Source organism: Marivivens donghaensis (assembly GCF_011806565.1).
GTDB lineage: Bacteria > Pseudomonadota > Alphaproteobacteria > Rhodobacterales > Rhodobacteraceae > Marivivens > Marivivens donghaensis_A.
On sequence record NZ_JAATOP010000001.1, the window covers coordinates 412,992 to 427,685 of the forward strand.

Sequence of the window (14,694 nt, forward strand, 5' to 3'; positions counted from 1 at the left end):
TAAAGGATGCGGCGAAAACCGACCGAGGACGGACCATGGCAAAGCAAAAGAAGCAGCCCCGCCCCAAGGCAGTCACGCCGAAGGGGTTCCGCGATTATTTCGGCACCGAAGTGACCGAACGCACCCATATGCTGTCGCAGATTGCCGAGGTCTACCATCGTTACGGCTTCGAAGCACTCGAGACATCCGGTGTCGAAACCGTCGAAGCTTTGGGTAAATTCCTCCCCGATGTCGACCGCCCTAACGAGGGTGTGTTCGCATGGCAGGAAGATGAAAAAGACTGGGTCGCCCTGCGCTACGACTTGACCGCGCCGCTGGCGCGTGTGGCTGCGCAATACCGCAATGACCTGCCGTCGCCCTACCGCCGTTACGCGATGGGTCCGGTATGGCGCAACGAAAAGCCCGGACCGGGCCGTTTCCGCCAGTTCTATCAGTGCGATGCGGATACCGTTGGTGCGCCGACCGTTGCCGCCGATGCAGAGATTTGCGCGATGCTGTCCGACACGCTGGAAACTGTCGGCATCCCGCGCGGCGATTACATCGTGCGCGTCAACAACCGCAAAGTCCTGAACGGCGTGATGGAAGTCGCAGGCGTGCTCGACCCGAACGATCCCGAGGCAATGGCCGAAGAGCGCGGCACCGTGCTCCGCGCCATCGACAAGTTCGACAAGTTCGGCGAGGAGGGCGTCCGCCTTCTGATTGGCAAGGGCCGCATGGACGAGTCCGGCGACTTCACCAAAGGCGCTGGGCTGTCGGACGAACAAGCCGACATCGTCATGGGCTTCATGTCCGCCCGACGCGATACCGGCGCTGCGACCGCCGCGCGTCTTCGCGAACTGGTCGGCGGTTCGGTCGTCGGCAATGACGGCGTCAACGAGCTGGAATACATCGCCGAGCTTCTGGACGCTCAAGGCTACGGCCCCGACCGCATCCTGATCGACCCGTCGGTCGTGCGCGGCCTCGGCTATTACACAGGCCCTGTGTTCGAAGCAGAACTGACCTTCGAAATCCTCGATGAAAAAGGCCGTCCGCGCCAGTTCGGCTCGGTATCGGGCGGTGGTCGCTATGATGACCTCGTGAAGCGTTTCACCGGTCAGGAAGTCCCCGCGACGGGCGTGTCCATCGGTGTCGACCGTCTGCTCGCCGCTCTCCGCGCCAAGGGTCGCATGGGCGGAACCCCGACCGGTCCGGTCGTCGTGACCGTCATGGATAAGGATCGCATGGCCGACTATCAGGCCATGGTTTCCGAGCTGCGCAACGCGGGCATCCGCGCCGAGGTCTACCTCGGCAACCCCAAGAACTTCGGCAACCAGCTGAAGTACGCGGATAAGCGCAACAGCCCGATTGCCGTCATCGAAGGTGGCAGCGAAAAGGAAAATGGCGTCGTACAGATCAAGGACCTGATCCTCGGTGCCCAGATCGCGCAGAACGCCACGCTCGATGAATGGAAAGAACGCCCGTCGCAGTACGAAGTACCGCGTTCGGAACTGGTCGCCAAAGTCCGCGAAATCCTTGAAAGCCAGAAGCAATGACGGGACTTCGCCAGACGAACGAAGAAGCGCGCCGCATCCGCGCTCTCTTCGAAGCGCAGGGCGCGCAGCTTGTCGAAACGGACATCCTGCAACCCGCCGAAACGCTTCTCGACCTCTATGGCGAGGACATCCGCGGCCGCGCCTATGTCACGACCGATGGCGTCCGCGGCGAGATGATGCTCCGTCCGGACTTCACCGTTCCGGTCGTACAGTGGCACATGGAATCCAACGCCGATCCGGCCCGCTACACCTACTCGGGCAAGGTCTTCCGTATGCAGGAAGAGGACCTCAGCCGCCCGAACGAATACGTGCAAGTCGGCTACGAAGTGTTCGACGGCAAAGCACCGGTTCAGGCCGACGCAGAGGTCTTCGCGATCATCGCCAAGGCTCTGGACGGTCTGCCTGTCCGTGCTGCGACCGGCGACTACGGTATCCTGACCGCCGCTGTTCGCGGGCTCGACACATCCGATGCGCGCAAGGCAGCTCTGCTCCGCCACATCTGGCGTCCCCGCCGTTTTCGCGCACTTCTGGAACGTTTCGGCGGCAAGTCCGACGTACCCGCTACGCGCGCGGCGCTTCTGGCCAAAGCCGACCCGATGGCTGACGCGCAGGTCGTCGGCCTCCGCTCTGCGAAAGAGGTCGAAGAGCGCATCGCCGCCCTCCGCGAGGACGCGCAAACGGCGCCGATCGACAGCGAACAGATCGCGATGCTCGAAGAGCTGGTAAGCTTGCGCGAAACCTGCCCGAACGTCCTCGGCAACCTGCGTGACATCGCAGTCGACATGCCGTCGATTTCCAAAGCCGTCACCCGCTTCTCCCAGCGTCTCGACGCGCTGTCTGAAGCCGGTATCGACGTCGATGCGCTCGAATTCGAAGGTAACTTCGGCCGCACATCGCTTGAATATTATGACGGCTTCGTCTTCGGCTTCTATTCGGAAACCCGCGCGGGGATGCCCGCCGTGGCAACGGGCGGCCGTTATGACGCGCTGACCCGTGTTCTGGGCCGCGGCCGCGAAGTGCCCGCCGTGGGCGCCGTCATCCGTCCGGAACTCGTCGTCGCACTCAGGGGGCAGGCATGACCGTGAAACTTGGTGTGCCGTCCAAAGGGCGGTTGATGGAAAAGACGTTCGAGTGGTTCGCTGATCGCGGCCTCAAGCTGGTGAAAACCGGCTCCGAGCGCGAATACTCCGGCGCTGTCGAAGGCATTGACGGCATCGAACTCGTGCTCCTCTCCGCGGGTGAAATCCCGCGTGAGCTTTCGGCAGGCCGCATCCACCTTGGCGTTACAGGCTCCGACCTCGTTCGCGAAAAGGTGCCCGATTGGGAAAACCGCATCCGCGAACTGGCTCCGATGGGCTTCGGTGGCGCCGACCTCATTATCGCCGTTCCGAACGGCTGGGTCGATGTGGACACGCTCGACGACCTCGATGCCGCCGCTGCGCAATTCCGCCGCAACCACGGCTTCCGCTTGCGCATCGCGACGAAATATCACCGTCTCGTTCGTGAATTCCTGCGCGACAACGGTGTGGCTGACTACCAACTGGTGGATAGCCAAGGCGCGACCGAAGGCACTGTCCGCAATGAGACCGCAGAAGCGGTGGCAGACATCACTTCGACCGGTGAAACGCTGCGTGCGAACGGTCTGAAAATCCTCGACGACGCACTCATCCACGCAAGTCAGGCAACTCTCTTCAAATCGCGCAACGCGGACTGGAGCAACGAAGACCGCAACGTCCTAAATCAACTCGAAGACCTGCTCCGTATCTGAGCCTGCCTTTGTGCGAAAAATATCCCGGGGGTGAGGCCGTCGGGCCGAGGGGGCAGCGCCCCCTCACATGATCCCGATTTCAGCGAGCGCCGCCGACAGGGCAGCCGGAAGCTCCGGCTCTTCTTCACGCTTGGCGCCCAGATCGACAGGGGCGTCCGAGGGCGCGAGATACCGCCAGCCTTGGAACGGACGCTTCTGCGTCGGCGCCACGCGCACCATTTCGGGGACGAGAACGATGGCGCATCGGCTAATCCCGTCACCGCCCAAAACTTCATCGAGTCGGACGATCTTTTGGCGACACTGGATCAGGCCCTTGATCACCCAATAAATTGATCCGCCGTTCAGAACTTCGTCCTGACGTTTGGGCCACATCCTAGTAACATGGCAGGGCAGACCGTCCGCGGTTTTGGCGGCACCGGATTTTTGCCAACGTTCTAAACCGGATACGTCTTCCGTGCCGACCGACAGCTTGATCAGATGTGTGAATTTGCTCATACGGTCTCTCCTTGTCGCTTACTAATTATCTGTTCACAACCTGTGGACAAGCCCGTATTTTGCGTTGATACGGGAAAGTGACCGCAATATGTATGCGCACCTCACCTAAACCCACTCTGGAGGATTCGAGCCCATGTCCCGCTTTGCAGCCCCTATCGCCGAACAAATTTGGGATATGAAATACCGTTTCAAAGACGCTGACGGTAAGGCTCTGGACGGCACGGTAGAGGATACCTGGCGCCGTATTGCCCGCGCTCTGGCGTCGGTCGAAAAGGACTCGGCCAAGTGGGAAGACAAATTCTACCACGCGCTCGAAGATTTCAAATACCTGCCCGCCGGCCGCATCACCGCAGGTGCGGGTACTGCGCGTTCGGTTACGCTCTTCAACTGCTTCGTCATGGGCACCGTTCCGGACTCGATGGCAGGCATTTTCGACATGCTGAAAGAAGCCGCGCTGACCATGCAGCAGGGCGGCGGCATCGGCTATGACTTCTCGACCATCCGCCCCAAGGGCGCGCTGGTTCACGGCGTCGCTGCCGACGCGTCGGGCCCGCTGTCGTTCATGGATGTCTGGGATGCGATGTGCCGCACCATCATGTCCGCAGGTTCGCGCCGCGGCGCGATGATGGCCACCATGCGCTGTGACCACCCCGATATCGAAGCCTTCATCACTGCCAAGTCGGACCCCGCCCGCCTGCGCATGTTCAACATGTCGGTGCTCGTCACCGATCCGTTCATGGAAGCCGTGAAGGCCGACAAGTCGTGGGAGCTCACCTACGGCGACAAGGTCTACAAGACCGTTCAGGCCCGCGATCTGTGGAACCGGATTATGCAGTCGACCTACGATTACGCCGAGCCGGGCGTGATCTTCATCGACCGCATCAACAAGATGAACAACCTGAACTACTGCGAGACCATCTCGGCGACCAACCCGTGTGGTGAACAGCCGCTGCCGCCGTATGGCGCGTGTCTGCTGGGTTCGATCAACCTCGCTCGTCTGGTCGAGAACGCGTTCGAAAAGAACGCACGCATGGACGTCGAAGCTCTCGACGACCTCGTTGCGACCGCTGTCCGCATGATGGACAACGTGGTCGACGCATCGAACTTCCCGCTCGACGCTCAGGCTCAGGAAGCCCGCAACAAGCGTCGCATCGGTCTTGGCGTGACCGGCCTTGCCGACGCTCTGCTGATGCTCGGTCTCAAGTACGGCACCGAAGAGGCCGCCGCCCAGACTGACGCATGGATGAAGCAGATCGCCCGCTCGTCCTACCTCGCATCGGTCGAGCTGGCCAAAGAGAAGGGCGCGTTCCCGCTCTTCGACAAGGACAAGTTCCTCGCTTCGGGCAATATGAAGCAGATGGACAAGGACGTCCGCGATGCGATTGCAAAGCACGGCATCCGCAACGCTCTGCTGACCTCGATCGCACCGACCGGCACCATCTCGCTCTATGCTGGTAACGTGTCCTCGGGCATCGAGCCGGTGTTTGCCTACGCCTACACCCGCAAGGTTCTCCAGAAAGACGGCTCGCGCACCGAAGAAGAAGTCGTCGACTACGCCGTGAAGATGTACCGCGACAAATTCGGCGCCGATGCCGAGTTGCCCGATTACTTCGTGAACGCCCAGACGCTGGAGCCGCTGGCCCACGTCCGTATGCAGTCCGCTGCGCAGAAGTGGATCGACTCGTCGATCTCCAAGACCATCAATTGCCCCGAAGACATCAGCTTTGAATCATTCAAAGAGGTGTACATGGAGGCGTACGACACCGGCTGTAAGGGCTGCACCACCTACCGTCCGAACGACGTGACCGGTTCGGTTCTGTCGGTTTCGGAGTCCTCGGAAAAGACCCCCGCCGAAGCACCGGCAACCGTCACCGAAGACGCCGAAGTCATCTACATGTCGGAGCCGCTGGACCGTCCGGCAGCACTCGAAGGCAACACCTACAAGGTCAAGTGGCCGGACAGCGAGCACGCGATCTACATCACCGTCAATGACGTCGTGATCGCAGGCCACCGCCGTCCGTTCGAGGTGTTCATCAACTCCAAAAACATGGAGCACTTCGCCTGGACCGTTGCGCTGACCCGCATGATCTCGGCCGTGTTCCGCCGCGGTGGTGACGTGTCGTTCGTCGTCGAAGAACTGAAGGCCGTGTTCGATCCGCGCGGCGGTGCATGGATGAAGGGCAAATACGTCCCGTCGATCCTCGCTGCTATCGGCGGTGTCCTCGAACAGCACATGGTCGCAACGGGCTTCATCAAGGGCGAGGGCCTCGGCCTCAAAGCCGACCCGCAAGCCGAGGTCATGGTCGTCGGCGAAAAGCCCAAGGGCAAATCCTGCCCGAGCTGCGGCGAGTACGGCATGAAGATGGAAAGCGGTTGTGAGTCGTGCTTGTCTTGCGGATATAGCAAGTGTGGATAAGGCTAACGCTTTGATTTATAAAGAAAACGCCGCCCAATCGGGCGGCGTTTTTCGTTAGCCCCACTTGGCGAGCGACGCTGCCAATTCGGGGTGGTCCTTTGCGTAGTCGGCCAATTCGACGTCCGCGGCTGCTGCGTCCCATGCTTGACGGATCGCTTTGACGCCCGCCGCGAGGCCCATCGGATGACCATGAATGCCGCCTCCGCCAAGGTACATCAGGTCCAGCGTTCGGCCTGTCTGGCGATAGGTGTCGACCGCTTGGCCGCCCCATTGGCCGGAGCACACCACCGGAAGCGGGCGGTCGGCGTCCGAGAAGATTGGCGTCATCACGTCCTTGAACGACTGGACGAAGCTTTCGTCCGGCTCCCAATATTTCGCGCGGATGCCGTTGATCTGGAACTGGTCGACGCCGAGCAGCCGCCAGATTTTCTGGTAAGCGGTGAAATCCATGCCCAGACCCGGATGGCGGGTCAGGATGTCCCAGCCGTTCCGATGCGCGTGGAGGCATAGCCCCGAGCGTTTGCGCAGGAACGACATCCCGCCGTAGCCGATGGAGTTGATGTTGAGGACCGCCGCGTTGCCGCCATAGGCGACGACCGTGTCATGGTTGCGCATCATCGTATCGGGGTCGGCCGAGGAAATGCCGAAGGCGTACATCACCTTCTTGCCGGTTTTCTGTTCGTGATCCTTGATGACCGGCATGATCGCCTTCACGCGGTCCTCAAGCGACGAATATCCGGGGCTCATCAGCTTTTCGTCGTCCTTGATGAAGTCGACACCGGCATCGCAGAGCGTTTTGACCACTGCGGCCGTCTCGTCGGGCAGGAGGCCCAGCGAGGGTTTGATGATCGAAGCAATCATCGGTCCGTCTGTGACCCCCATCAGTTTGCGAGACCCTGAGATACCGAACTGCGGGCCGGGGTGGCAGGACCACTCGGACGGCAGGTCGATGTCCTTCACCCGCACACCCGTGAGCCCGCGTACGGCGTAAACCCCGCCGATGGTGATGGTCATCAAAGCAGCGATATCGGTGCCGACAGCCTCGAGCGGATAGGCGATGGTGACGTCCGCGCGGTGGTAGGGGCCGGTGCCATCAGGGTCGGGAAATGACGGGGTGACCGACGATTCCAGCGGCACAATTTTCACGACTGTCGCCGCGCAGCGAGCGCGCACTTCATCGGTTTCGTTCGGAAGGGCAGTAAACGTTCCCGTGGACTGGTCAGAGGCGATCTTGGCCGCCAGCGCCTCGATTTCGCCTGATGTTTCAATCCGGTACGCGACCTGAATAGTGCTGCGCGACATTAAATCCGTCCTCCAAAATCTGGGCAAAGAGTAGTAGTGATTATACCAGTTGACAACACGATAATTATCTCACACCCTGACCGTCGACCGAGGAGGAAGCGCCCGCAACGCGCAGTTTCGGTCGACAGGAGGAGAGGAACCCCATGAAACTTAACCGTCGTCATTTTATGACCGGCGTCGCGGCTGCTGCTATCCTGCCGCTCGCTCGTCCCGCCTTTGCCCAAGACAAGGGCCTGATCGCAATCATCACCCCGAGCCACGATAACCCGTTCTTCAAAGCCGAGGCTGTCGGTGCCGAAGCCCGTGCGATCGAGCTGGGCTATGAAACCATTATTATGGTCCACGATGATGATCCTAATAAGCAGTCGGAGCTCTTCGATAGTGCGATTGCCCGCGGCGCGAACGCAATCATTCTCGACAACGCTGGTGCCGATGCGACCGTTGCCGCTGTCCAGCGCGCAAAGGATGCAGGCATCCCGTCGTTCCTGATCGACCGCGAAATCAAAGAGTCCGGCATCGCCGTCAGCCAGATCGTGTCAAACAACTATCAGGGCGCCCAGCTTGGTGCCGAAGAGTTCGTGCGTCTGATGGGCGAGGCAGGCAACTACGTCGAACTCGTTGGCCGCGAGGCGGACACCAACGCCGGTATCCGTTCGTCGGGCTATCATGACATCATCGACCAGTACCCCTATCTGGTGATGGCCGCCCAGCAGTCCGCGAACTGGTCGCAAACCGAGGGCTACGAGAAGATGGAAACCATTCTTCAGGCCAACCCCGATATCAAGGGCGTCATCTGCGGCAACGACACCATGGCAATGGGCGCTTGGGCTGCTCTCGAAGCTGCTGGCCGTACCGACGTGATCGTCGTGGGCTTCGACGGCTCGAACGACGTGCGCGACTCGATCCTCGCGGGCGGTATCAAGGCGACGGTTCTCCAGCCGGCCTACCGTCAGGCGCAGATCGCCGTCGAACAGGCAGATGCGTATCTGACCGACGGCTCGACTGGTCAGGATGAAAAGCAGCTGATGGATTGCGTTCTGATTAACGCCGACAACGCTGCGAACCTCGAGACCTTCGCGCTCTCGTCCTGAGAACTCCCTATGCGGGTCGCCGGTTAACGCCGGCGCCCGCTTTTTATTTAAGGACACAGAATGCGCGACCTATTCACGCCGCTCGCGATCCTGTCTTGCATGGCGCTGCCGCTCGCAGGCTGCAAGATCGTTAAAAATCCCGACCCGAACGATGCCTCCGTGCAGGCTGCCGAGATGACCGACGAGGCCCGCATGGCCGCCTACGCGGATGAAATTTGGACGGACAAAGTCCTTCCGACCGTTTCCCAAAATGCGGTGAGCCTGACCGATCTCCATGCGCAGATCGACGCAGAGGGCCTCGACGCTGCCGGTGCCGCGCATGGGCTGCGACCCGAAGGAGAGGCGAACCCGTGGAATTTTGCCGCCAATGGTGAGGGCACGATTGTCGAAGCCAATACCGAAAGTCGCGCTGCCAAGCTCATGGTGGATGTCGATGCTGACGGCGCAGCGGACCTGACCCTGCAACTCGGCCCCGTTATCCGCGGCACGGCCTTGCGTGATGCGATGCCGTTCATCGTCTTCACCGATTTCCGCGACCAGATCGAATTTGCGAAACTGGCGCGCGCGCTCAATGACCTTGCGAATGCGGGCCTCAGCGTCCCCGAAGGCGACCTCGTCGGACGGACCGTGACGTTCGAGGGCGTCTACACGCTCCGCAATAAAAGCGACGCGATCGAACTGGTTCCGACTACGCTTCAGGTGCAGTGATGGAGCAGGAAAAGCATCCCATCGGCCTGAAAATCCGTGGCGGGACCAAGGTCTATCCGGGGACGGTCGCCCTGAAGAACGCCGATTTCGATCTGCGCATGGGCGCGGTCAACGTGCTCGTCGGTGAAAATGGCGCGGGCAAGTCCACCATGATGAAGGTGATCGCAGGGGTGGAGCAACTCACCTCCGGTTCGATCTTCGTCGGCGGGAAGGAGGTCATTCTGACCTCCACCGAGGAGGCCGCTCGCCACGGCATCGGCATCGTGTTTCAGGAACTGAACCTGTTCCCGAACATGACCGTGGCCGACAACATCTTCATCAACCGCGAGCGCACCCGCTACGGCGTCGACATCGACCGCGCCAAACAGCGCGAGGCAACGCGCAAGCTGATGAAGCGGCTCGAACATGACATCGACCCCGATGCGCTGGTCGGTGACCTAAAGGTCGGGCAGCAGCAGATTGTCGAGATCGCGAAGAGCCTCGCCCAGAACGCCCGCATTCTGATCCTTGACGAGCCGACCTCTGCGCTGTCGGCGGCCGAGGTGGAAATCCTGTTCCGCGTGATCGAAGAGTTGAAACGCGACGGGGTGGGGATCGTCTATATCTCCCACCGCCTCGAAGAGCTGATCCGCGTTGGCGATTACATCACGGTCCTGCGGGACGGTGTGATCACCGGTGCCCGCTCGATGGAGGGCGTCGACATCCCGTGGATCGTCCTCAACATGATCGGCGACGCCAGCAAGGACTTTCCCAAGACGCTGGATCATCCATTCGGTGACGAGATATTCCGCGCCGAAGACGTCTATCTGCCGAACTCGTCGGGCGGCTTCACCGTCAACGGCGTGTCTATGTCACTGAAGGCTGGCGAGATCCTCGGCGTCTATGGTCTCATGGGGGCAGGACGGACGGAGTTTGTCGAGACCGCGATGGGCCGTTACCCCCACGCGCGCGGCACGTTCTACGTGGACGGCAAGGAGGCCAAATCGCCCCATGTGTCCGACCGGATCAAGATGGGACTCGCGATAATTCCCGAGGACCGCAAACAGGACGGCCTCGTTCAGATCTTGTCGATCCGCGAGAATATGACGCTGTCGTCGCTGGGTGATCTTTCGACCGCTGGTCACCTCGACCTCGCCAAGGAAAAGAAGACCGTCGGCGACTACGTCAAACAGTTGCTGATCAAGATCGCATCGCCCGAAAACCCTGTCTCATCGCTGTCCGGCGGCAACCAGCAGAAGGTCGTCATCGGCAAGGCGCTGATGACCAAGCCCAAGGTTCTGCTGATGGACGAGCCCTCGCGCGGCATCGACATAGGCGCCAAGGCCGAAGTGTTCCGCGTCATGCGGCAACTCGCGGCCGAAGGGCTGGGCATCATATTCGTCACCTCCGACCTCGAAGAAGTGCTCGGCCTGTCCGACCGCATCGTCGTCATGTCGAACGGTAAGATCACTGGCGAATTCACCCAAGAAACCGCGACCGAGACCGCGCTCATTACTGCATCTGCGGTCGGTCACGCTGCTTCGCACGAACATAAGGAAACCGTATCATGACGGCCATGACGTCTTCGACCGTCCCTTCGGGCAACTCCAGCGCGCTGCTCGTGCTGCTCAAGGCGCGGACATTCATCGCGCTGATCCTTGTGGTGGCGTTCTTCTCTGCCGCTGCGCCGAACTTCCTGTCGACCGCGAACCTTGTCATCATGTCCAAGCACGTGGCGCTGAACGCCTTCCTTGCCATCGGCATGACGTTCGTCATCATCTCGGGCGGCATTGACTTGTCCGTAGGCTCCATCGTGGGCCTCTGCGGGATGGTCGCGGGTTACCTCGTGCTGAACGGGATTGACGTGGGCCTCGGCTGGTCGGTGCAGTTCAACACGCTGGAGATCTGCCTGATCGTCATCGCGGTCGGCATTTTCATCGGCGCCATCAATGCGTTCCTGATCACCAAGCTCAACGTGGCCCCGTTCATCGCGACGCTCGGCACGCTCTACGTGGCGCGCGGAACGGCGATGCTGTCCTCGGACGGTCGTACATTCCCGAACCTGAACGGCAATGCCGAGTACGGTTCGGACACGTTCCGCTGGATCGGTGCGGGCGACATCTTCGGCATTCCCGCGTCGATCCTGATGCTGATCGTGGTTGGTGTCCTCGCCACCTACATCGCCAGCCGCACCCCGCTGGGACGCTTCATCTATGCTGTCGGCGGCAACGAGCGCGCGGCGGGTCTGTCGGGCGTGAAGGTCAACCGCGTCAAATACTTCGTCTACATGTTCTCTGGCTTCTGCGGCGCGCTTGTCGGGATCATCATCTCTTCGCAACTGGTGGCATCCCATCCCGCGACGGGTGATACTTTCGAACTCAACGCCATTGCGGCAGCGGTTCTGGGCGGCACTTCAATGGCGGGCGGACGTGGCAAAATCGGCGGCACAATCGTGGGTGCTTTCGTCATCGGCGTGCTATCGGACGGCCTCGTGATGATGGGTGTCTCGTCGTTTTGGCAGACAGTCATCAAAGGCCTCGTTATCATCGCCGCAGTAGTCATTGACCAGGCCCAGCAACGCGTACAAGCGCGCGTTGCATTGCAGGCGCAGGCCGCAATCGGCTAGTAAAGGAGCGTATTTATGAAGGTTGCACTGATCGGCTGCGGTTTCTTCGCGATGAACCAGCTTCACGGCTGGAAGGACATCGACGGCGTCGAAGTCGTAGCCCTCTGTGATCGCGACGAAGAGCGTTTGTCCGTCGCCTCGGCGCTGTTCGACAACGTGCGGACCTACAAGGATGCAGCGGCGATGTTCGCGGATGGCGGCTTCGATACGGTGGACATCGCAACGACAGTTTCATCGCACCGCCCGCTGGTTGAAATGGCCGCCGCTCACAATGTGCACGTCATCTGCCAGAAGCCCTTTGCGCTGAACCTCGAAGATGCGCGGGCTATGGTGAAGGCGGTCGAGGCCACGGGCAAGACGCTCATGATCCACGAGAATTTCCGCTGGCAATCCGCTGTTCGCGCCGTGATCGAAGAGGTCCGCAGCGGGGTGATCGGCACGCCATTCTTTGGCAGAGTGTCATTCCGCTCGGGCTACGATGTGTTCTCCGGCCAGCCCTATCTGGCCGAGGGCGAGCGGTTCATCATCGAAGACCTTGGCATCCACATCCTCGATATCTCGCGGGCGCTGTTCGGTGACGCAACCCGCATCGCCGCCACGACCCGCCGCATCAATCCCAAGATCAAAGGCGAGGATGTCGCGACCATGCTGCTCGAACACGAGGGCGGCGTGACCTCTGTCGTCGACTGTTCCTACGCCACTCACCGTTCGCCCGAGACGTTCCCTGAAAGCCTGTTGGAGATCGATGGCGAGAAGGGCACTATCCGACTCGACGCGGGCTATAAGATGTCCGTGCAGCTGGGCGACGATGTGACCGAACGGGATGTCGCACCGCCGGTGCTCGATTGGGCGTCGAGGCCGTGGCACAATATTCAGGAAAGCGTGCGGATCATCCAGCAGCACTTCGTCGATTGCATCGCGGCGGGGGCGGAGCCCGAAACCAGTGGCCGCGATAACCTGCAAACCTTCGCGCTGGTCGAGGCGGCGTATCTGTCTGCCAAGGAACACCGGACCGTCGAACTGGCTGACCTATGACCACAGCGCTGGAGCTCTACGGTACCGAAAAGCCGCCCGCCAAGATCGAGAAGATCAGCGTTGGTAAGCTAACGTTTTCGCTCCAAGGCGGCGCGCTGCGGCACATCACCTATGACGGCGTAGAGCTGCTGCGCGGCATCGCCTTTCTGGTCCGCGACCGCGACTGGGGCACCCTTGCGCCGCTTCTGACGGAGATTTCGCGGGATACCACGCATGGCTTCGCGCTGTCGCAACGGATGGAATACGAAAGCTACGGGGCAAAGCTGGACGTGACCGTCGACGTGTGCGCCGACGAAAACGGTCTGATCGTGTCAGCCTGCGGCGCTGCCGATGCCTTGTTCGAGACCAACCGCACCGGTTTCACGATCCTCCACCCTGCGGGCGTTTCGGGCTGCCCTGCGGTGGTCGGCCATTCCGACGGCTCAGCCGAAGAGGCATCGTTCCCCGTCCTCATCGACCCTTGGCAACCGTTCATGGACATCGTCTCGCTGGTGCACGAGCGGGACGGATACCGTGTCCGCTGCGAGCTGTCAGGCGATACGTTCGAGATGGAAGACCAGCGCCAATGGGGCGACGCATCGTTCAAGACCTACAATCGCCCGCTCGCGTTGCCATGGCCGTACGAACTTCAGGCGGGTGAAACTGTTGAGCAGTCCGTGCGGCTGACGTGGGAAGCCTGTGAAACCTGCGCGCCTGAAGTCACTGATCGAGCTGAAAGCGCCACTTTCCCCGAAATGGCCTTGGTCATCACAGCCGAGGACGCATCTCGCTTGGCGAGTTCGCCGCAGGACATCGCCAAAGTCGCACCGCAGCGATTGCTCTGCCACATCGACGCCGCGCTCGGTGACATCGAAGGCCAGGTCGCGGCCTTCGCAGCGCTACAAAATGCCCTTCCATCGCTCGTTTACGATGCCGAATTGATCGGTATCTACGAGCCTTCGGTGGCGGACGAACTCACCGCCATGAAGGCCGCGATGGACACTTCGGGCTTCACGCCAGATAGTGTTCTGGTCTGCCCCTCGGTTGATCGTCAGTCCACGCCGCCAGGGTCGGAATGGCCCGAGTGCCCGCCGCTGGATCTGATCCACAGTACTGCTGCCGATGTGTTCTCGGACACAACCCGCGGCGGCGGCATGGTCAGCTTTTTCCCTGAACTGAACCGCAAGCGACCGCCGCTCGGACACCTGTCATTTGTCTCGCACGGGCTCTGCCCGATCGTGCACGCTGCTGACGACGTGTCGGTCATGGAGACGCTTGAAGCGATCCCGCATATCACGCGCTCTGCGCGGGCGATTATCGGCGACCTCGATTACCGGATTGGCCCCGCGACTATTGCCATGCGCCAGAACCCTTACGGCAATCGCACGATCCCGAACCCCGACAGTGACCGTGTTTGCATGGCGCACGACGACCCGCGCCACCGCGCGAAGTTCGGTGCGGCCTACCTCGTCGGACTGGCCGCGTCGTTGGCGCCCGCTCACGTCACCGTCTGGACACCGTCGGGCGTCTACGGACCCCGCGGTTTGGAGGGGCCGATCGTCGATGCGCTGGCCGCTTTGGCGCGCTGCGCTGGGCAAGAGGTCCATCGCGCAGAGGTCGCGAACGGCATCGCAACGCTCGAAGTCGGAGGCACGAAATTCACGGCCAACCTGACGCCCAATACGATCGGCGACCTCGGCCCCTACGACTGGGCGCAATCCAACCTTGCTGACGTGGGCGGTAACGACTTATAAACTAATGAC

12 protein-coding genes are annotated in these 14,694 nt (G+C 61.2%); 10 read left to right on the forward strand and 2 right to left on the reverse strand.

The window, feature by feature from the left end; translation table 11 throughout:
• Positions 1–35 precede the first annotated feature (35 nt).
• Genes hisS through hisG form a run of 3 tightly spaced genes read left to right on the forward strand, consistent with a single transcriptional unit; the run spans position 36 to position 3,300 of the window.
• Complete coding sequence (gene hisS, locus HCZ30_RS02110) at positions 36–1,532, forward strand: histidine--tRNA ligase (protein ID WP_167636104.1); 1,497 nt, start codon at positions 36–38, stop codon at positions 1,530–1,532.
• On the forward strand, positions 1,529–2,611 hold the full coding sequence (locus HCZ30_RS02115; RefSeq protein WP_167636105.1) for an ATP phosphoribosyltransferase regulatory subunit: 1,083 nt from the start codon (positions 1,529–1,531) through the stop codon (positions 2,609–2,611). Before hisS ends, HCZ30_RS02115 begins: the two co-directional genes overlap by 4 nt.
• Positions 2,608–3,300 (forward strand): ATP phosphoribosyltransferase, encoded by a 693-nt coding sequence (gene hisG / locus HCZ30_RS02120; RefSeq protein WP_167636106.1) that lies wholly within the window; start codon positions 2,608–2,610, stop codon positions 3,298–3,300. The genes HCZ30_RS02115 and hisG overlap by 4 nt, the downstream gene beginning before the upstream one ends.
• Before the next feature lie 63 nt (positions 3,301–3,363).
• Here hisG and HCZ30_RS02125 read toward each other — a convergent pair whose 3' ends face one another.
• Entirely contained in the window at positions 3,364–3,795 is a 432-nt protein-coding gene (locus HCZ30_RS02125; RefSeq protein WP_167636107.1) for a DUF1489 family protein, read from the reverse strand.
• 133 nt (positions 3,796–3,928) lie between these two features.
• On the opposite strand from HCZ30_RS02125, the gene HCZ30_RS02130 reads away from it, so the two are divergent.
• Positions 3,929–6,211 (forward strand): adenosylcobalamin-dependent ribonucleoside-diphosphate reductase, encoded by a 2,283-nt coding sequence (locus HCZ30_RS02130; RefSeq protein ID WP_167636108.1) that lies wholly within the window; start codon positions 3,929–3,931, stop codon positions 6,209–6,211.
• 54 nt (positions 6,212–6,265) lie between these two features.
• Here HCZ30_RS02130 and oiaX read toward each other — a convergent pair whose 3' ends face one another.
• Positions 6,266–7,513: a 3-oxo-isoapionate-4-phosphate decarboxylase OiaX gene (gene oiaX / locus HCZ30_RS02135; protein WP_167636109.1), complete on the reverse strand. Its 1,248-nt coding sequence runs from the start codon at positions 7,511–7,513 to the stop codon at positions 6,266–6,268.
• Positions 7,514–7,656: 143 nt separating this feature from the next.
• Here oiaX and HCZ30_RS02140 point away from each other — a divergent pair, with 143 nt between their 5' ends.
• From HCZ30_RS02140 to HCZ30_RS02165, 6 genes are read left to right on the forward strand one after another with little or no spacing between them, the layout of a single operon-like run.
• Positions 7,657–8,604: a D-ribose ABC transporter substrate-binding protein gene (locus tag HCZ30_RS02140; protein WP_167636110.1), complete on the forward strand. Its 948-nt coding sequence runs from the start codon at positions 7,657–7,659 to the stop codon at positions 8,602–8,604.
• 60 nt (positions 8,605–8,664) lie between these two features.
• Positions 8,665–9,312: a DUF2291 family protein gene (locus HCZ30_RS02145; protein WP_167636111.1), complete on the forward strand. Its 648-nt coding sequence runs from the start codon at positions 8,665–8,667 to the stop codon at positions 9,310–9,312.
• Complete coding sequence (locus HCZ30_RS02150) at positions 9,312–10,862, forward strand: sugar ABC transporter ATP-binding protein (protein WP_167636112.1); 1,551 nt, start codon at positions 9,312–9,314, stop codon at positions 10,860–10,862. Before HCZ30_RS02145 ends, HCZ30_RS02150 begins: the two co-directional genes overlap by 1 nt.
• Positions 10,859–11,917 carry an ABC transporter permease gene (locus HCZ30_RS02155; RefSeq protein ID WP_167636113.1) on the forward strand — a complete coding sequence of 353 codons (1,059 nt, stop codon included), beginning with the start codon at positions 10,859–10,861 and terminating at the stop codon, positions 11,915–11,917. The genes HCZ30_RS02150 and HCZ30_RS02155 overlap by 4 nt, the downstream gene beginning before the upstream one ends.
• A gap of 15 nt (positions 11,918–11,932) precedes the next feature.
• The gene (locus HCZ30_RS02160; RefSeq protein ID WP_167636114.1) at positions 11,933–12,952 is read left to right on the forward strand and encodes a Gfo/Idh/MocA family protein; all 1,020 of its coding nucleotides are present in this window, start codon (positions 11,933–11,935) and stop codon (positions 12,950–12,952) included.
• Entirely contained in the window at positions 12,949–14,685 is a 1,737-nt protein-coding gene (locus HCZ30_RS02165; RefSeq protein ID WP_167636115.1) for a hypothetical protein, read from the forward strand. Before HCZ30_RS02160 ends, HCZ30_RS02165 begins: the two co-directional genes overlap by 4 nt.
• Positions 14,686–14,694: the final 9 nt, after the last annotated feature.

Bases quoted from the DNA above. Each gene is read 5' to 3' on its own strand.
- HCZ30_RS02115 (WP_167636105.1), top strand. From the start codon at position 1,529: ATGACGGGACTTCGCCAGACGAACGAAGAAGCGCGCCGCATCCGCGCT.
- HCZ30_RS02145 (WP_167636111.1), top strand. From the start codon at position 8,665: ATGCGCGACCTATTCACGCCGCTCGCGATCCTGTCTTGCATGGCGCTG.
- HCZ30_RS02140 (WP_167636110.1), top strand. From the start codon at position 7,657: ATGAAACTTAACCGTCGTCATTTTATGACCGGCGTCGCGGCTGCTGCT.
- HCZ30_RS02150 (WP_167636112.1), top strand. From the start codon at position 9,312: ATGGAGCAGGAAAAGCATCCCATCGGCCTGAAAATCCGTGGCGGGACC.
- hisG (WP_167636106.1), top strand. From the start codon at position 2,608: ATGACCGTGAAACTTGGTGTGCCGTCCAAAGGGCGGTTGATGGAAAAG.
- hisS (WP_167636104.1), top strand. From the start codon at position 36: ATGGCAAAGCAAAAGAAGCAGCCCCGCCCCAAGGCAGTCACGCCGAAG.
- HCZ30_RS02165 (WP_167636115.1), top strand. From the start codon at position 12,949: ATGACCACAGCGCTGGAGCTCTACGGTACCGAAAAGCCGCCCGCCAAG.
- HCZ30_RS02130 (WP_167636108.1), top strand. From the start codon at position 3,929: ATGTCCCGCTTTGCAGCCCCTATCGCCGAACAAATTTGGGATATGAAA.
- HCZ30_RS02160 (WP_167636114.1), top strand. From the start codon at position 11,933: ATGAAGGTTGCACTGATCGGCTGCGGTTTCTTCGCGATGAACCAGCTT.
- oiaX (WP_167636109.1), bottom strand. From the start codon at position 7,513: ATGTCGCGCAGCACTATTCAGGTCGCGTACCGGATTGAAACATCAGGC.
- HCZ30_RS02125 (WP_167636107.1), bottom strand. From the start codon at position 3,795: ATGAGCAAATTCACACATCTGATCAAGCTGTCGGTCGGCACGGAAGAC.
- HCZ30_RS02155 (WP_167636113.1), top strand. From the start codon at position 10,859: ATGACGGCCATGACGTCTTCGACCGTCCCTTCGGGCAACTCCAGCGCG.